The following is an 18,462-nucleotide window of genomic DNA, read 5'->3' as shown; positions in this document are numbered from 1 at the left end:
TTTACAAACTCCCGATGCGCGGCCTGATCGGCCTGGTCCTCGTGCTATCGACCGCCAGCGTGCTGGCGCAGGCGGTCTACCGCCAGGTCGACAAGAACGGCAAGGTCACGTTCTCGGACCAGCCCCCTGTCGTCACCAACGCACCGACGGGCGGGCCCCAGCCCGCCGGCGTCAACGCGCCGACGAACAGCGGGCTTCCCTACGAACTTCGCCAGGTGGCACAGCGCTACCCCGTCACGCTGTACAGCGGCGAGGGCTGCAGCCCCTGCAACGAGGCGCGCACGCTGCTCACCACGCGCGGCATTCCCTTCGAGGAACGCACCATCAAGAGCAACGAGGACGTCGACGCCCTGCAGCGCCTGAGCGGACAGAACGCGCTGCCGCTGCTGACCGTCGGGTCGCAGCAGCTCAAAGGCTTCTCGGATGTGGAATGGTCGCGCTACCTCGACGCGGCCGGCTATCCCAAGAGCAACAGCCTGCCCCCGGGCTACCGCCCGCCCGCCGCGCGTCCGCTCGTCGCGCAGCAGGCACCGGCGGCGGCCGCGCCCCGTGCGACCGACACGCCCCTGCAGCCGCCGAACCCCGCGCCGGCACCGCCCTCGAACGCACCGGGCCCGAACAACCCGGCCGGCATCAAGTTCTAGGAACGACGGGGGCCCCGCCCCCGTGCTCCCCGTGTTGCATCGCCGCCGTTCAGCCGGCGAACTGCAACGTCTTCACGCCCGACGCCGTGCCCAGCAGGCACACGTCGGCCTTCTGATGGGCGAAGACCCCCACCGTCACCACGCCAGGCCACTGGCTCACTTCGGATTCGAAGGCGCGCGGGTCGGTGATCCGCAGGCCGGTCACGTCGACGATGTGCTGGCCGTTGTCGGTCACCAGCGGCAGGCCGTCTTTCTCGCGCACCTGGGCGATGCCGCCCAGGCCGGCGAACTGGCGCATCACGCGGCGCACGGCCATCGGAATCACTTCCACCGGCAGCGGAAACGCGCCGAGCGTCTCGACCAGCTTGGAGGCGTCGGCGATGCAGACAAAGCGCTTGGACTGCGCCGCGACGATCTTCTCGCGCGTGAGCGCCGCGCCGCCGCCCTTCACCATGAAGCCCCGGTGGTCGATCTCGTCAGCGCCGTCGATGTAGACGGCCAGTTCTTCCACCCCGTTGCTGTCGAACACCGGGATGCCCAGTGCGCGCAGGCGCTCGGTGGACGCGACCGAACTGGAGACGGCGCCCTTGATCTCGTCCTTGATCGTGGCCAGCGCGTCGATGAACTTGTTGACCGTGGAGCCGGTGCCCACGCCGACGATCTCGCCCTTGACCACGTAGGCCAGCGCGGCAAGGCCGACCTGGGCCTTGAGTTCATCCTGGGAAAGAGGGGTTGGGGAGGCGGGTGCGGTCATCACGGAGAATCCTTGGCTCATTGAAGTCGAGAATTATCCGATGCCCCTGCTGTTGCCCTCTTCGCTCTATGGCCTGGCCCGCCCTTTTCTGTTCGGTTTCGACCCCGAGCACGCCCATGAAATCACCCTCGACGGCCTGGCCCGCACCCAGAACACGCCCTTGGCCTGCGCCTACGCGGCGACGCGCGTCGAAGACCCGATCCAGCTGGCAGGCCTGAATTTCCCCAACCGCGTCGGCCTGGCCGCCGGGCTGGACAAGAACGCGCGCTGCATCGACGCTTTCGCGGCCATGGGCTTCGGTTTCGTCGAGGTCGGCACGGTCACGCCCAAGGGCCAGCCCGGCAACCCGAAGCCGCGCATGTTCCGCCTGCCGCAGCGCGACGCGCTGATCAACCGCCTGGGCTTCAACAACGAAGGGCTCGACGCCTTCTTGGCCAACGTGCAGAAAGCACGCTTTCGCAAGCAGGCCGGCGGCGGCAAGTCGCCCATGCTGCTGGGCCTGAACATCGGCAAGAACGCAGCCACGCCGATCGAGCGCGCGGTGGACGACTACCTGGCCTGCCTGGACGGCGTCTACCCGCACGCGGACTACGTGACGATCAACATCTCCAGCCCCAACACGGCCAACCTGCGCTCGCTGCAGAGCGACGAGGCGCTCGACGCCCTGCTGGGCGCCGTGGCCGAGCGGCGCGAAGCGCTGGCCACGCGCCACGGCAAGCGCGCGCCGCTGTTCGTGAAGATCGCTCCCGACCTCGACGACGCGCAGGTCGCGGTGATTGCCGCCACGCTGCAGCGCCACGGCATGGACGGCGTGATCGCCACCAACACCACGCTCGCACGCGACGCCGTGGCCGGCCTGCCGCACGCGCAGGAAGCCGGCGGCCTCTCGGGCGCGCCGGTGCGCGAAGCCAGCAACCGCGTGATCGCGCAACTGCGCGCGGCGCTGGGCAAGGACTTTCCGATCATCGGGGTGGGCGGCATCCTGAGTGCGGCCGATGCCAAGGCCAAGATCGCCGCGGGCGCGGACGTGGTGCAGATCTACACCGGCCTGATCTATCGCGGCCCCGGGCTGGTCCGCGAAACGGCCCAGGCGCTGCAACGGGATCGTCGCAAGGCCTGAGCCGGTTCTTCTCTTTGCTGCCGGTGGCTCAGCGCATGCGCCAGAGCACCGGTGCAATGACCGTGGCCCAGCGCAGCAGCCGCTTCGGACGGATCACCGCCACGGCAGCGGCAGCGACCACCCCGGCGGCCACCGGGTGTTCGCGCGCAATGCGCAACGCGGTTGCCGCGGCCGATTCGTTGACGGGCTCGCCCGAGGCCGGCTGCGTCTCGCGACCGCCCTGCAGGGTGGCGATGCGTTCACGCTGACGCTCCATGCGGGCCAGCAGCTCCTCGCGCGTGGCGGGGCGCGGCGGACGCGGCGCTTCGTCGTCCAGCTCCGGGTCCTTGCCGAGATTGAAGCGGTCCTGGACCCAGGCCCAGTCACGCTCGAACTCCTGAAAGGTCGGAACGAAGCTGTTGGAGGCGTTGCTCAGGCTGCGCATCAGGCCGATGACGGCCGCCAGCCACAGCACCGCCCAGACACCGGCCACCACCCAGGCGGCGGTGACGCGGTACGGCGTGTCCCAGTAATGCACGACCACCGCCATCGAGAGCAACGCCACCGCGACGGTGGTCAGCCCCAGCACGGCGACGACCAGGACGAGGGTCAGCTTCAGACGCTGCTTCTCGTCCTCCCAGGCCATGCGCAGCAACTGCACCCGGTCCTCGGCCGCCAGCGCACCTTCGGCGGCGGCGATGCGCAACCGGCGGATGCGGGCATCGAGCCCGAACAGGGACAGCAGTCTCATGCGCCGCCTCCGCCCTCACCGGCCACAGTGTGGCGACGGCGAACGAAGGGATGGCGGTGCGCGCTCAGGCCGGTGCAGTGACGCTCAGCGGCGGCCAAGCAACAGGCCCACCAGCACGCCGACGGCCAGTGCGGCGCCGGCAACCTGCCAAGGTTCGTCGTGGGCGTAGGTGTTGGTGGCGGTGGCCGCCTGGCGCGCCTTCTTGGCGGCCAGCTTGCTCTTTTCGGAAGCCAGCTCGCGCGCGATGGCGAGCTTGGTGTCGATGCGTTGGCGCAGCGCCTTGATGTGGGGAACCGAATCCAGGTCCTTGCTGGCCAGCACGCCGCGCACGTCGCTTGCGATGTCTTCGGCTGCTGCTTCAAGATTGTTGGATGCACTCATTGGAATCTTTCCTCCGTGATGACACCGGCACCGCGCCGGCGGCTTCACGCCAGCATATGGCGTGCTGTCATGTTACAGGCTCGAAAGCCCCTCATGCGCGACAGATGTGCTCAGTTGTGCCCGAGTGCATGCATCAGGCCTCGGCGAGCAGGTACGCAACGTGCCGTCCGATGGCCAGGCAACTGGTGAGTCCGGGCGACTCGATGCCGAAGAGATGGACCAGCCCCGGCACCCCATGCGACGCCGGCCCCGCGATCACGAAATCGGCCGCGGGCGCGTCCGGCCCCGAGATCTTCGGGCGCATGCCCGCATAGCCCGGGATCAACGCCCCGTCGGGCAACGCCGGCCAGTACCTGCGCACCTCGTCGTAGAAGCGCTCGCCGCGCGCGGGATCGACCACGAGATCGTCGGCCGCCTCGACCCACTGCACGTCGGGCCCGAACTTGGCCTGCCCGCCGAGGTCGAGCGTCAGGTGCACGCCGAGCCCGCCCGGCTCCGGCACGGGATAGATGAGTCGGCCGAAAGGCGCGCGGCCCGCGAGCGTGAAATAGCTGCCCTTGGCGAAGTACTCGCGCGGCACCACCGACGCCGGCATGCCTTCGAAGCGCCGCGCCAGTGCCGGCGCGCCCAGCCCCGCGGCATTGACCACGGTGCGGCAGCGCAGGGCCGTGCCGTCGGCGGCGATCAGCACGACGGCGCCGCCCCCGCATTCGGCGCGTTCGACGGGCGACTTGAGCGCCAGCATGCCGCCTGCGTTCTCGAGGTCGCCGAGCAGGCCCAGCATCAGCGCGTGGCTGTCGACGATGCCCGTGCTCGGCGAATGCAGCGCGGCCACGCAATGCAGTTGCGGCTCCATGGCGTTGGCTTGCTGTGCGGTGAGCAGCACGAGGTCGTCCACGCCGTTGGCCGCGGCCTTCGCGCGGATCGCGTCGAGCTGCCCCACCTGTTCGGCCGAGGTCGCCACGATGAGCTTGCCGCAACGGCGGTGCGGCACGCTGCGCGCCTGCGCGTAGCTGTAGAGCGCGTCGCGTCCTTCCACGCACAGCGTCGCTTTCAACGAACCCTGCGGGTAGTAGATGCCCGCGTGGATCACCTCGCTGTTGCGCGAACTCGTTCCCGTGCCGATGGCCCCTTCGGACTCCAGCACCAGCACCTCCCGGCCCGCGAGCGCCAATGCGCGCGCCACGGCCAGACCCACCACGCCGGCACCGATGACGGCGCAATCGATTTCATCCATCGCGCGAGCTTAGCGCGGCGCGGCGGGCGTTCGGCCTACCTCGCGCTGGGCGGCGGCTCGGGGTCGGTGGGCTCGTCGGGCGCGTGCTCCGGCCCTTCGTCGGGCTCGACCGGCAGGTCGGGCGTGATCGGAGACGGAAGATCGGGTTGGGTGGCCATGGCTGCACTCCTTCGTTCCATCTCTTCGTTCTAGCGCGTTCTCACGCGCCTGCAAGCGGCCCGTGGCGGAAGGCGTCGTCGGTGCGCACCGACAAGGCCTTCGCCCAGGCACTCCAGCAACAGGGCCACGCACGCTGCTGTGTCCTCGCCCCTCCCACACCACACAGGGAGGATCACAGTGGACGATGCATGGCAGGGCCAGTCTAGGCATCGCCGTGCCTTCGCACATGAGCGAAGCGCCCTTTGGTGAGGGAGCCATGCGCCCTGCCCGGCGTGCATGCGAGCGTGACAAAGCGCCTGCCTGGGACCGCGTGCCCGGCGCGGCCCCCACGACCCGCTGGTCGCGTCGAAAAAACGCCGTCTGTCCGGCCTGAAAAAACCCGTGCCCGCAAAGCATTCGCGCCGCGGTCCGGCGGTGAATTGCGGACGAAATGACGGGCCCGCTGCATCGATGCCCGGACCCGGTTCGGGCCTTCCGGCCGGCGCGACAGAAATCAGCCGGGATCAATGCCGGTACCCATGGCGCGACCGCCTTTCCGAAATTCGCCGGCGATTGTCGCAATGCATCCCCGCGCTCCGTGCGCTGACAGAGGGGAAAGTACCTCGACCCCCATTGCCCTTTATTTCATTAAAACAATGGGCACCATTTGAATTTCAATGATCGCCGAGAATCACGAAAAAATTGCAGCGCAGACACCAGAAATTAGATGACAAGTAACATTTTTCATTAGATCTTTTAGGCCTTTTGAGAATTTTCAAATCCACCCTCAAGTTAACCAAAAGACGAAAAACCATTCCACAGAAGAAAAATATCTACCCCATTCAGAGTGCTCAACGCTCGAATGCCGATTCCTTCCAACTGTCTCAATTCGCGAAAAGTTTCTTGTCAATCGTCAAAACTTGTCTGATTCTAGAAATTTTCACCGAATTGATGCCGAAACTCAGACTCGCAGGTCTGCAGACATAGCGAAGAAGAATGGCCATTTTTTTGAATCGACGTTCCATCATGGCTTCCTACAGGGGTGACAAAACGCCCACTACAAATGGCCTTGGTACCTCAAATGTCATGGCTTAGGTAGTTCGATTCGGAAATATTTATATCAAAATGTAAACATGGAGAAAAGAGCCAAACAGAAGGCTCGCCAAGTTCATAGGATCGCGACAAACCAAGAACCAAATCCAATTGAAATCAATTCGATTCCTTCAATTGAATTTCCCATTCACAGTCTGCAGCCGGGTAATTGCATGGAAACCCACATTGCTTCGTCGCCGGAGGCCGCCGTGGCCTCGCTGGCCGCGCTGGGCGATCTGTTCGTGTCGCCGCCCGCGCGCACGGCGGCAGGCGAACGGCTCGGCGTCTCGCTGGCCCTCGAAGCCGGGTTCGCGCAGCGCTGGCTCGCCTCGCTGGGCACCACGGGGTACCTGCCGGACACGCTCTTCGTGGGTGCCTGGCTGCTGCTGCAATCGCGCTGGCTGGGCGCGGCCCTGCCGGGGTCTCACGGCATGCCGACGTCGCTGCCCGGCACCGCCAGCGCGTGGCTGACCCAGCTCGACCTCGACCGGCGGACCACGCCGCACACCGCCGACGCCCTGCCGCCCCTGCGGCTCGAAGCCCGGACAGAACTCCCCGCCAGCCTGCATCTGGACGTCGACGCGAGCCTGATGGACGGGCCCTGCGCCAGCCGCCTGCTCGCAGCCATCGCCGACACCGCCGCCGATCTGCTGGTGCATCCCGGTGCGGCACTCCACAACATCCGCGCCCTGCCCGACGCCGATCGCCGCGACCAGCTCGCCGCATGGGCCACGCCGCCCGCCGCGCCCGACCTGTCGCTCACCGTGCCCGCCGTGTTCGGCCGCCGGGCCGCGGCCATGCCCGACGCCGTGGCGCTGGTGGAAGGCGACGAAACGATGACCTACGCCGAGCTCGACGCGCGCAGCGACCGGCTCGCACGGCGCCTGCAGCAGTCGGGTGTGCAACCGGGCGACCCCGTCGGGATGGTGTTCGAGCGGTCGATGGCCGCCATCGTCGCCATGCTCGGCATCCTCAAGGCGGGCGCGGCCTATGTGCCGGTACCGACCGACTTCCCGCCCGAACGCGTCGCCACGATGTTCGACCAGGCCGGCATGACCCGGGTCGTGACGACCGAGGCGCTGGCCTCTCTCGTGCCGGCCCACTGCACCACCGTGCGGATCGACGCGCCCGAAGACGGCGCGGACGCGCCATGGACACCGCCGGCCTTCGACGGCGAATCGCTGGCGTACCTCATGTACACCTCGGGCTCGACCGGCGTACCCAAGGGCATCGAGATCGGCCATCGCGCCATCCTGCGGCTCGTTGTCGATGTCGACTACATCGAACTCGCACCCGGGCGCGCGATGCTGCATGCGGCGCCGCTCGCCTTCGACGCCTCGACGCTCGAGGTCTGGGGACCGTTGCTCAACGGCGGGCGCTGCGTGATCCACGGCGAACGGGTACCCACCGGCGCCGGCCTCGCGCGCACCATCGCCCGCCACGAGGTCCACACCGCCTGGCTCACGGCCTCGCTCTTCAACGCCGTGGTCGACGGCGATCCGCAGCACCTCGCTGGCCTGGCGCACCTGTTCACCGGCGGCGAGGCGCTGTCGGTACCCCATGTGCGGCGCGCGCTCGACGCACTCCCCGGGCTCACGCTCAGCAACGGCTACGGGCCGACCGAGTGCACGACCTTCGCGGCGACCCATCGCATCGAGCGCGCCGCGATCGCAGCGGGCCCGCGCTCGGTACCGCTCGGGCGCCCGATCAAGGACACCGTGCTGCGCGTGCTGAGCCCGACGCTCGAGCTGCTTCCCAGCGGACTCGTGGGCGAGCTGTGCATCGGCGGACACGGCCTGGCGCGCGGCTACCTGGGCCAGCCCGAACTCACGGCCGCGCGCTTCGTGCCCGATCCTTTCGGTGCGCCGGGCGAGCGGCTCTACCGCACCGGCGACCTCGCGCGCTGGCTGCCCGACGGCACCGTCGAATTCATCGGCCGCATCGACGGCCAGGTCAAGATCCACGGCCACCGCATCGAGACCGGTGAGGTCGAGGCGGCGATCCTCGCGCACCCCGCGGTGCAGTCCTGCGCGGTGGTCGCGCGGCCCGGTCGCGACGGCCAGTTGCGCCTGGTCGCCTACCTGGTCGCACGCACGCAGAAGCTGGCGTGGGACACGCTGCGCGCGCATCTGGCGGCCCGCCTGCCCGCGGTGATGCTTCCGTCGGCGCAGGTGTGGCTCGCGCAGCTCCCCGTCACGCCCAACGGCAAGCTCGACCGCAACGCCCTGCCCGAACCGGCCGCCGAGCGGCCCGAACTCGCGCAGCCTTTCGAGGCCGCGCGCGACGCGCTCGAGCAGCAGGTGTGCGATGCCTTCGCGCGCGCCCTGGGCATCGACAAGGCCGGGCGTCACGACAACTTCTTCGACCTGGGCGGCAGCTCGCTGCTGGTGCTGCAGGTGCTGGCGGACCTGCAGCGCGAAGGCGCGCCGCCGCTGTCGACCAACCTCTTCTTCCGCCACCCGACGCCAGGCGCCATCGCGGCGCAGTTGCAGTCGGCTGGCGAGGCGCCGCAGGCGCCGCAACCTGTGCCCGTGCGCGAGGACGCCGCCAGCGTCCCCGAGCCCATCGCTCTCATCGCCACCGCCGGTCGCTTCCCCGGCGCGGGCGATGTGGAGCAGTTCTGGGACAACCTCGTCGCCGGGCGCGACACCATCAGCTTCTTCGATGACGCCAGCCTGGACGCCGGCGTCGGCGAGTCGCTGCGCCGCGACCCGGCCTACGTGCGGGCGCGCGGCGTGATCGACGGCATCGAGGGCTTCGATGCCGCCTTCTTCGGCATCGGCCCGAAGGAAGCCGCGCTCATGGACCCGCAGCACCGCGTGTTCCTCGAGATCTGCTGGGAGTGCCTGGAGCGCGCGGGCTACGTGCCCGACGAAGCGCCGGGCCCGGTGGGCGTGTACGCGGGCACGTACAACGCCACCTACTTCCAGCGCCACGTCGCCTCGCGCCCCGACCTGGTGGAAGCCGTCGGCGAGTTCCAGGTGATGCTGGCCAACGAGAAGGACTACATCACCACCCGCGTGGCCAACCGGCTCAACCTGCGCGGGCCGGCGGTGAGCGTCAACACCGCGTGCTCGACCTCGCTGGTCGCGGTGGCCCAGGCCTTCCATGCGCTGCGCACGGGCCAGTGCTACATGGCGCTGGCGGGCGGTGCCTCGGTCACCTGCCCGCCGCGCAGCGGCTACCTCTACAACGAGGGCTCGATGCTCTCGCCCGACGGCCACACGCGCAGCTTCGACGCGCAGGCCAAGGGCACCGTGTTCAGCGACGGCGCCGCCGTGGTGCTGCTCAAGCGGCTGTCCGATGCGCAGGCCGACGGCGACACCGTCTATGCCGTGCTGCGTAGCGCCTGCGTCAACAACGACGGCGGCGCCAAGGCCAGCTTCACCGCGCCCAGCGTGGACGGCCAGGCGGCGGTGATCCGCGCCGCGCTGGCCGCGGCGGACGTGGACGCACGCAGCATTTCCTACGTGGAAGCGCACGGCACCGCCACGCCGATGGGCGACCCGGTCGAGGTCGAGGCGCTGGCCGTCGCGTACGCCGAGCACACCGACGCGCGGGGCTACTGCACGCTGGGCTCGCTCAAGAGCAACGTGGGCCACATGGTCACGGCGGCGGGTGCCGCCGGCCTCATCAAGACGGCGCTGTCGCTGCACCACGAACTGATTCCGCCCACCGCGCACTTCACGGCGCCGAACCCGGCGATCGACTTCGCGCGCACGCCGTTCCACGTCAGCAACCAGCTGCAGCCGTGGCCGCGGGCCGACCTGCCGCGCCGCGCGGGGGTCAGCTCGTTCGGTGTCGGGGGCACCAACGCGCACGTCGTGCTCGAGGAAGCGCCGGCGCGTCAGGCACGCACCACGCAGCCGAGCGTCCATGTGCTGGCGCTGTCGGCCCGCTCGGAGGCCGCGCTGGCGGTCGCGACGCAGCGGCTCGCGACGCACCTGGAGGAACAGCCCGGGCTTTGCCTGGCCGACGCGGCGTTCACCCTGTGCGTCGGCCGCAAGGCCCATGCCTTCCGCCGCGCCGTGGTGGCCGGCGATGCGGCGCAGGCCATCGAGGCCTTGCGCTCGGAGAACACGGCGTGGCGCGTGAGCGACCGGATCGCCGAGCGCGCGCCGCAGCCCGTGCTGATGTTCCCGGGCCAGGGCGCGCAGTACCCGGGCATGGGCCGCGCGCTGCATGCCGGCGACCCGGTGTTCGCGGCCGCGTTCGACAACTGCCTGCGCGCCTTCGAAGGCGCACTGGACTTCGACCTGCGCGAGCGCCTGTTCGCAGACGACCCGCAGGCGCTCGCGCCGACGGCCGTCACGCAGCCCGCGCTCTTCACGCTCGAGTACGCGCTTGCGCGGCGGCTGCTGTCGCTGGGCCTGCGCCCGCACGCGCTGATCGGCCACAGCGTCGGCGAATTCGTCGCGGCCGTGATCGCCGGCGTGATGCGCCTGGAAGATGCGGCCCGGCTCATTGCCCGCCGTGGCGCACTCATGCAGGCACAGCCCGCGGGGACGATGCTGTCGGTGCGGCTCGGTGCGGACGCGCTGGCCCCGCGGCTCGCGTCCTCGCCCCAGGTCTCGCTCGCCGCGGAGAACGCACCCGGCGCCTGCGTGGCCGCCGGCCCCACCGAGGCCATCGCCGAACTCCAGGCCGCGCTCGAAGCCGAGGGCGTCGCCTGCCGGCTGCTGCAGACCTCGCACGCCTTTCACTCCGCCATGATGGACGCCGCGGTGGCGCCCTTCGAGGCGCTCGTGGGCCAGGTGGCGCTGCACGCACCGCAGATCCCCATCTACTCCACGTTCACCGGCCACCTGCTCGAAGACGCGCAGGCCATGAGCCCGGCCTACTGGTCGCAGCACCTGCGCAGCACCGTGCGCTTCTCGTCGGCGCTGCAGAGCGCGGCGGACGACGCCACCCATCCGGTGTTCGTGGAGGTCGGCCCCCGCAACACGCTGGCCGCACTGGTGCGCCAGCACCGCCTGCCAGGGCTTGCTCCGGCGTCGAAGGCCGGCGCCGTGGCGGTGTCGCTGCTGCACGGCGAGCCGGCCGACGAGACCCGGACCTTGCGCCTGGCCGCCGCGCGCCTGTGGACCTGCGGCGCCGAGGTCGATCTCGCCCTGCTGGCACCGCGCGCCGGCGCCCGGCGCGTGTGCCTGCCCACCTACCCGTTCGAACGCAAGCGTCTCTGGGTCGACATCGCGCCCACCGCGCCGGTGTCGCCGGCCCTTGCGCCCGCCCTGCCTGTTTCATTGGAGCCGATCGTGACCGCTGCAGCGCCCTCGCCTGACCTTCCTCTGCCTTCTTCCCCGCCGTCCGAGGCGTCGCGCGCGGCGTCGGTCGACAGCCGATTGCGGGCCCTGTTCGAAGACATCTCGGGCATCGACATGGCCCAGGCCGAGGGCCAGGCCCCGTTCGGCGAGATCGGGATGGACTCGCTCACGCTGACCCAGGCCGCCACGCAGATCAAGAAACGCTTCAAGGTCGAGCTGAGCTTCCGTCAGCTGATGGAGAACTACCGCAGTTTCGACGCACTGGCCGCGTACCTGCTGCAGAGCCTGCCGCCCGAGGCCGAGCCGGTGGCTGTGCCCGCCACGCCCACCGTGCCTGCGGCCTCCGCCGTGCAGGCGTCCATGCCAGCCACAGGGCTCCCGCAGCCCACCGGCCTGCTGAACCAGGTGATCGCGCAGCAGATGGAGCTGATGCGCCAGCAGCTCGCGCTCCTGTCCGGCGCCGCCGCGCCAGTGGCGGTGGCAGCGATGCCCGTGTCGGCCGAGGCCGCACCCGCCGCGCAGCCGCAGCCGCCCGCCGAAGCCCCGCTTCGCTACGACGTCAACAAGGCCTTCGGCGCCATCGCCCGCATCCACACCCAGCGCACCGCCGAACCCAGCGCGCGGCAGAAGGCGCGGCTGGCGACCTTCGTGCGGCGCTATGTCGAGCGCACGCCAAAGAGCAAGCGCTTCACCGAGGACAACCGCGCCCACATGGCCGATCCGCGCGTGGTCAACGGCTTCCGTCCGCTGACCAAGGAGATCACTTACCAGATCGTGATCGAACGCTCCAAAGGTTCCAGGCTCTGGGACCTCGACGGCAACGAGTACGTCGACGCGCTCAACGGCTTCGGGCTGAACCTGTTCGGCTGGCAACCCGACTTCGTGCAGGACGCCGTGCGCGCCCAGCTCGACGCGGGCTACGAGATCGGACCGCAGCATCCGCTCGCGGCCGACGTGACCCGCCTCATCTGCGAACTCACGGGCAGCGAGCGCGCCGGCCTGTGCAACACCGGCTCCGAGGCCGTGATGGCGGCGCTGCGCATCGCGCGCACCGTCACCGGGCGCAGCACGGTGGTGGCCTTCACGGGCTCGTATCACGGCACCTTCGACGAAGTGCTGGTGCGCGCCGGCAAGGGCGGCAAGGGCCTGTCGGCCGCGCCGGGCGTGATGAGCGGCATGTTCGGCGACATCCGCGTGCTCGACTACGGCACGCCCGAGGCGCTGGCCTTCATCCGCGACAACGCCGCGGACCTGGCGGCCGTGCTGGTCGAGCCGGTGCAAAGCCGCCGCCCCGACTTCCAGCCGCGCGAGTTCCTGCACGACGTGCGCGACGTCACCGCGAAGAACGGCTGCTGCCTCATCTTCGACGAGGTTATCACCGGCTTTCGCAGCGCGCTGGGCGGCGCGCAGGAACTGTTCGGCGTGCGCGCCGACCTGGCCACCTACGGCAAGGTGATCGGCGGCGGCTTTCCGGTCGGCGTGATCGCCGGCAAGCGCGAGTTCATGGACGCGCTCGACGGCGGCGCCTGGCAGTACGGCGACGACTCGATCCCGGGCGTGGGCGTGACCTACTTCGCCGGCACCTTCGTGCGCCACCCGCTCGCGCTCGCGGCGGCCAAGGCCTCGCTCACGCACCTGAAGGAGGCCGGGCCCGCGCTGCAGGCCGGGCTCACCGCCAGCACGACCGCCATGGCCACGGAGCTCTCGGGCTGGTGCCAGGAGGTCGGCGCGCCGATCGAGATCCGCCATTTCGCCTCGCTGTGGCGCGTGAGCTGGCTCGAAGACCAGCCGCTGCAGGACCTGCTGTTCGCCATGATGCGCAGCCGCGGCGTGCACATCCTGGACAACTTCCCGTGCTTCCTCACGAGCGCGCACAGCGCCGAGGACATCGCCTTCCTGCAGCGCGCCTTCAAGGAATCGGTCGCCGAGATGCAGGAATCCGGCTTCCTTCCGCGCCGCGCTCCCGCCCCCACCCGCTTCGACGCGCGCAAGCCCGTCGAGGACGGCAGCGTGCTGGCCCGCGACAGCGATGGCCAGCCGTACTGGTACGTACCCGAAGACGCCGCCTTGCACGAGCGCCTCATCAACGGAAAGGCCGCAGCATGAACGCCGCACTCAAGCCCACCGCGAGCGGTGGCCTCGTCGAATGCATCATCGCGACCACCGAGTCGCAGCGCGAAATCTGGCTCGGCGCCACGCTGAGCCCCGAGGCCTCGATGGCCTACAACGAGTCGGTCGTGCTGCGCCTGCGCGGCGCGCTGGACGGTGACGCCTTGGCGCGCGCCACCGACCGGCTGCTCGAGCGCCACCAGGCGCTGCGCGCCACGATCTCGCCGGACGGCACCTTCATGCTGGTCAGCCCGCCGGTCGGGAACCAGCTGGTGCGCCACGACCTGGGCGGGCTGGCGCCCGAAGCCCTCGCCCAGGCGCTGCACGCGGCCCACGACGAGGCGGTCTGCACGCCGTTCTCGCTCGAACACGGCCCGCTGTTCCGGGCGGTGCTGTACCGCCTGGGCGATGACGAGCACGAGCTCGTGATGTCGGCGCACCACGTGGTCTGCGACGGCTGGTCGTGGGCGGTCATCACCGAGCAGCTGGGCCACCTCTATGCCGAGGAAACCGGCATCGGGCTCAAGCTCAAGGCCGCGCCGCTCTTCGCGGACTTCGCCGCCGAGGAAGCCGTCGCGGCCGCGAGCCCCGACATGCAGGCGCACATCGACTACTGGCTGGAGCGCTTCGCGGGCAACACGCAGCCCGTGCTCGACCTGCCGCTGGACCGCCCCCGTCCGGCCGCGCGCACCTTCAACTCGCGCCGCGCCGAGCGCCTGCTCGACCGGCGCGTGGTCGGCGCCGTGCGCATCGCGAGCACCAAGGCCGGCGTCAGCCTGTTCACGGGCCTGCTCAGCGGCTTCGTCGCGACGCTGCACCGCCTCACGGGGCAGGAAGACATCGTCGTCGGCATCCCGACCTCGGGCCAGCTCGCGCACGACGTGCCCGGCCTGGTCGGCCATTGCGTGAACCTGCTGCCGCTGCGCATCGCCGCGCACCCGGCCATGCGCTTCGACGCGCTGATGGACGAATGCAGCACCGCCGTGCTCGACGCGTTCGATCACCAGGCCCTGACCTATGGCGCGCTGCTGGGCCAGCTGTCGCTCGAGCGCGACCCGAGCCGCCTGCCGCTGGTGAGCGTGACCTTCAACGTCGATCCCGACGTGGCGAGCAGCGCGCAGGCCTTCACCACGCTCGACGTGGTGCAGGACACCATCGCCCGCCGCTACGAGAACTTCGAACTCTTCGTGAACCTGCGCCCGCACGCCGGCAGCCTGCAGGTCGAGGCGCAATACAACACCGACCTGTTCGACGACGTGAGCGTGCAGCGCTGGCTCGACATGTTCGAGTGCGTGCTGCAGTCGGCCGCGCACAAGCCCGACGACACCATCGGCGGGCTCGACGTGCTGTCCGCCGGCGCCGCGCGTGCGCTGCTGGCGCTGCAGCCCGCGCGCGTGCGCTGCTGCGCGGCGCGCCGCTGGCGCATGCCGGCTTCGTGGCGCGCGTGCCGCAGCAGCCGCTCCGCCCGGCGGTGCGCGACGGCGCGCGCAGCTGCAGCTACGGCGAGCTCGACGCACTGTCCAACCGCCTGGCGCGTGCATTGCGCGCGCGCGGCGTGGGCCGCGGCCAGCGCGTGGGGCTGTGCCTGGAACGCAGCCTGGAGATGGTCGTCGCCATGCTGGGCATTCTCAAGGCGGGGGCGTCCTACGTGCCGATGGACACCTCATTTCCGCAGGCGCGGCTGGACCATTACGCCAGCGACGCCACCCTCAGCCTGATGCTGACCTCGTCCGACATCGCGGTGGCGCCGCGCGACTGGCGCGCCGACGCCGACCAGCGCGTCTTCGAGATCGATCGCGACACCGCCTGGCGCCAGCTGTCGGGCGAAGCGCTGCCGCCGAGCAGCGACGACCCCGGGTCCGAAGACGCCGCGTATGTGATCTACACCTCCGGCTCGACCGGCCTGCCCAAGGGCGTCATCGCGCACCACCGGGGCGTGGCGCACCTGCTGCAGTGGATGCAGCGCGAATCGGGCATCGGCCCGTCCGACCGCATCGCCGCCGTCACCACGCTGTCGTTCGACATGGCCGTGCCCGACCTGCTGCTGCCGCTGGCGGCCGGCGCCGAACTCGTGATGGTGCAGCGCGAGGTCGCCATGGACGGCAACCGCCTGTCGCAGGCGCTCGACGACGAACAGATCACGCTGCTGCAGGCCACGCCCGGCATGTGGCAGCTGCTGCTCGATGCCCAGTGGGCCGGCGGCACGCCCGGTTTTCGCGGCTGGACCGGCGGCGAGGCGCTGCGCCCGAGCATGGCGCTGGCGCTGTGCGAGCGCATGGAAGGCCTGTGGAACGGCTACGGCCCGACCGAGACGACGGTGTACTCCACGGCCTGGCATGTGCGTCCCGAAGAGATCGCCTCGCGCGGCATCTCGATCGGCAGGCCCGTCGACAACACCGAGATCTGGATCCTCGACGCCGACCTGCAGCCCTGCCCGATCGGCGTGCCTGGCGAAATCTGCATCGCGGGCGAAGGCGTGGCGCTGGGCTACCTCGACCGCCCCGCGCTGACCGCCGAGCGCTTCGTCACGGTGCGCATCTTCGGTGCCACGAAGAAGGTCTACCGCTCCGGCGACCGCGGCCGCTGGCGCAACGACGGGCTGCTCGACCACCTCGGGCGACTCGACTTCCAGGTCAAGGTGCGCGGCTACCGCATCGAGCCCGGCGAGATCGAGGTGCGCTGCTGCGAAGTGGCCGGCGTCTCGCGCAGCGTGGTCGTGGCCCGCGAGGACAACCCCGGCGACGTGCGCCTGGTGGCCTACCTGGCGCTGCTGCCCGGCGGCGGCTTCGACCTCGATGTACTGATGGTGCACCTGCGCAAGCACCTGCCGGCCTTCATGCTGCCGCAGCACGTGGTGACGCTCGACGCCCTGCCCACGCTGGCCAACGGCAAGGTCGACCGCGTCTCGCTGCCGCCGCCGCAGGCGGTGGCGCGCAACGAGGTGCGGCGCGGCGCCGGTCCGCGCAACGCGCACGAGCGCAAGGTGCTCGCGGTCATGGAGAAGGTGCTGAGCCTGCCGGGCCTGGACATGCACGACAACTTCTTCACCATGGGCGGCCACTCGCTGCTGGCCGCGCGGCTCACCACGCTGCTGAGCCGCGAGTTCCAGGTCACGCTGCCGCTGCGCGCGCTGTTCGAGGCGCCCACGGCCGAGAAGCTGACCGCGGTCATCGAGGCGCTGCAGGGCGCGGGCGTCGGCCTGCAGGCGCCCATTGCCTGCCACCCGGATCGCCGCAGCGCGCCGCTCACGCCCTCGCAGGAACGCATCCGCTTCATGGAGCAGCTGTACACGGGCCGGTCGGTCTACAACGCACCCTCGGCCCAGCGGCTCACCGGCAAGCTCGACGCCGCGCGCTTCGAAGGCGCGCTGCGCGAAATGATCCGCCGCCAGCCGTCGCTGCGCACGCGCATCGGCTTCGACGAGGACACGGGTCGCCCGATCCAGTCGATCGCAGAGTCGGTGGAATTCGCCCTGCCGCTGGTCGACCTGCGCGGCCTGCCCGCGGACCAGCGCGAGGCCGAGCTGGTCGAGCAGATGCAGGAGCTGGCAGACCGGCCGCTCGACATCCACAGCGCACCGATGATGCGCGCGACCCTGTTCCAGCTCGACGACAACGAACACGTCTTCCTGTTCGTGCCGCATCACCTGATCTGGGACGGCTGGTCCTTCGACCTGATGCAGCGCGAACTGGGCGCGTTCTACGACGCCGCCGAACGCGGCCGGCCCCACAACCTGCCCGCGCTCGCCACCACCCACGGCGACTACGCCGAGTGGCTCGAGAAGTGGCTGACCGAGCCTGCCTGCGAGGAGCAGCTCGCGTTCTGGCGCGGCCGGCTCGCAAGCGCCAGGGCCGTGCGCCCGCCCCGCACCGACATGCCGCGCCGCGCGGGCAAGAGCGGCCAGGGCGGCGCGCACTGGATCCACATCGACCTGCAGAGCACGCAGCGGCTGCGCGAGGTGGCGCGCGACATGGACGTGACGCTCAGCATGCTGACCTTCGGCATCTACGCGCTGACCATGGCCCAGGCGACCGGCAACGAAGCCATCGTCATCGCGAACCCGGTGCGCGGGCGCCAGCAGGCCGAGACGGAAGACGTCATGGGCTTCTTCAACAACGTGCTGCCGGTCTCGCTCGCGGTCGACATGGCGCTGCCGCTGCCCGACTTCATGCGCTACGTGAAGCAGGAGCTGCTGTCGATGATGAACCACCAGCAGGTGCCCTTCGAGCGCCTGATGGCCGAGCCCGGCTATGCGGGACAGATCAAGGCCTCGGGGCCCTACCAGGCGATGTTCTCGTTCCAGGACGCCCGCGAGCGCGCGCGCACCGTCGGCAGCCTGCAGACCCGCCAGGTGCACGTGATGCAGCACGGCGCCACCGACGACGTCGGCGTGTGGCTGATGGACAAGCCGCACGGCCTGGAAGGCGCGCTGCTCTACAACGCCGACGTCTACCTGCGCGAGACCGGCGCCCAGTTGCGCGAGCGTTATCTCGAGGTGCTGGGCCGCGTCGCCGACCACCCGAACGCCACGCTCGCGGAGATCGCCAGCGCCGAAGGCTCGGCCAGCGCGCGCTATCTGCGCAAGCTGGCGGCCGACGATGCGGACAAGGGCGCGCCGGCCGAGCCCCTCAACGGCGACGAGCGCGAGGCGAAGCGGGGCCTGCTCAGCCCCGAGCACGCCCAGCTGGCCCAGATCTGGGCCGACGTGATCGGCATCGACGTCGACGAGATCCGCGCCAGCGACAACTTCTTCGACCTCGGCGGCGACTCGCTGCTGGTGCTGCGCGCCGTGCAGCAGGCGACGCAGACGCTGGGGCACCGCGTGGAGCCGCGCCGCTACCTGTTCGAGAACCTCGGGCAGATCGCGTCCTCGGCGCATGGCACGCCGCACGGCGTGCCTTCGGACCTCGCCGACCTGGCCGCCGGCACGGCCGCGCATGCACAGCGCGGCGGGCTGCTCGGCGCACTCGGCAGCTGGCTGCGCAAGGGGTGA

The 18,462-nt window shown here is 70.2% G+C and carries 9 protein-coding genes and 1 pseudogene; 5 read left to right on the top strand and 5 right to left on the bottom strand.

Annotation, left to right across the window (positions count from 1 at the left end; translation table 11 throughout):
• Window positions 1-14: 14 nt before the first annotated feature.
• Window positions 15-644 carry a glutaredoxin family protein gene (locus tag FFI97_RS33015; RefSeq protein ID WP_260685265.1) on the top strand — a complete coding sequence of 210 codons (630 nt, stop codon included), beginning with the start codon at window positions 15-17 and terminating at the stop codon, window positions 642-644.
• A 49-nt stretch (window positions 645-693) separates the two neighbouring features.
• Here the strand turns inward: FFI97_RS33015 and rpiA are convergent, their stop codons facing one another.
• Window positions 694-1,398: a ribose-5-phosphate isomerase RpiA gene (gene rpiA / locus FFI97_RS33010; protein WP_139704917.1), complete on the bottom strand. Its 705-nt coding sequence runs from the start codon at window positions 1,396-1,398 to the stop codon at window positions 694-696.
• A gap of 40 nt (window positions 1,399-1,438) precedes the next feature.
• Between rpiA and FFI97_RS33005 the strand changes: the two genes are divergently transcribed.
• Entirely contained in the window at window positions 1,439-2,518 is a 1,080-nt protein-coding gene (locus FFI97_RS33005) for a quinone-dependent dihydroorotate dehydrogenase (RefSeq protein WP_139704919.1), read from the top strand.
• 28 nt (window positions 2,519-2,546) lie between these two features.
• On the opposite strand, the gene FFI97_RS33000 is transcribed toward FFI97_RS33005, so the two are convergent.
• The 4 genes from FFI97_RS33000 to FFI97_RS32985 all read right to left on the bottom strand — a co-directional run bounded on the left by FFI97_RS33000 (window position 2,547) and on the right by FFI97_RS32985 (window position 5,024).
• On the bottom strand, window positions 2,547-3,248 hold the full coding sequence (locus tag FFI97_RS33000; protein WP_139704921.1) for a phage holin family protein: 702 nt from the start codon (window positions 3,246-3,248) through the stop codon (window positions 2,547-2,549).
• Between the two features lie 84 nt (window positions 3,249-3,332).
• Window positions 3,333-3,629 carry a glycine zipper domain-containing protein gene (locus tag FFI97_RS32995; RefSeq protein ID WP_056580064.1) on the bottom strand — a complete coding sequence of 99 codons (297 nt, stop codon included), beginning with the start codon at window positions 3,627-3,629 and terminating at the stop codon, window positions 3,333-3,335.
• Window positions 3,630-3,762: 133 nt separating this feature from the next.
• Window positions 3,763-4,866 (bottom strand): NAD(P)/FAD-dependent oxidoreductase, encoded by a 1,104-nt coding sequence (locus FFI97_RS32990; RefSeq protein ID WP_139704923.1) that lies wholly within the window; start codon window positions 4,864-4,866, stop codon window positions 3,763-3,765.
• A gap of 35 nt (window positions 4,867-4,901) precedes the next feature.
• Window positions 4,902-5,024 carry a hypothetical protein gene (locus FFI97_RS32985; RefSeq protein WP_062479916.1) on the bottom strand — a complete coding sequence of 41 codons (123 nt, stop codon included), beginning with the start codon at window positions 5,022-5,024 and terminating at the stop codon, window positions 4,902-4,904.
• 1,245 nt (window positions 5,025-6,269) lie between these two features.
• Here FFI97_RS32985 and FFI97_RS32980 point away from each other — a divergent pair.
• The 3 genes and pseudogenes from FFI97_RS32980 to FFI97_RS32975 all read left to right on the top strand — a co-directional run bounded on the left by FFI97_RS32980 (window position 6,270) and on the right by FFI97_RS32975 (window position 18,462).
• The gene (locus FFI97_RS32980) at window positions 6,270-13,466 is read left to right on the top strand and encodes a polyketide synthase (protein ID WP_139704925.1); all 7,197 of its coding nucleotides are present in this window, start codon (window positions 6,270-6,272) and stop codon (window positions 13,464-13,466) included.
• Window positions 13,463-14,782: pseudogene (locus FFI97_RS34250) on the top strand (condensation domain-containing protein); the annotation flags it as partial. The gene FFI97_RS32980 and the pseudogene FFI97_RS34250, both read left to right, overlap by 4 nt.
• A gap of 158 nt (window positions 14,783-14,940) precedes the next feature.
• Entirely contained in the window at window positions 14,941-18,462 is a 3,522-nt protein-coding gene (locus FFI97_RS32975) for an amino acid adenylation domain-containing protein (protein ID WP_260685264.1), read from the top strand.

Source organism: Variovorax sp. KBS0712 (assembly GCF_006323185.2).
In the GTDB taxonomy this organism is placed as follows: domain Bacteria; phylum Pseudomonadota; class Gammaproteobacteria; order Burkholderiales; family Burkholderiaceae_C; genus Variovorax; species Variovorax boronicumulans.
The sequence above is the reverse complement of the archived record's forward strand: the minus strand, read 5'-3'. Positions and strand labels throughout refer to the sequence as shown.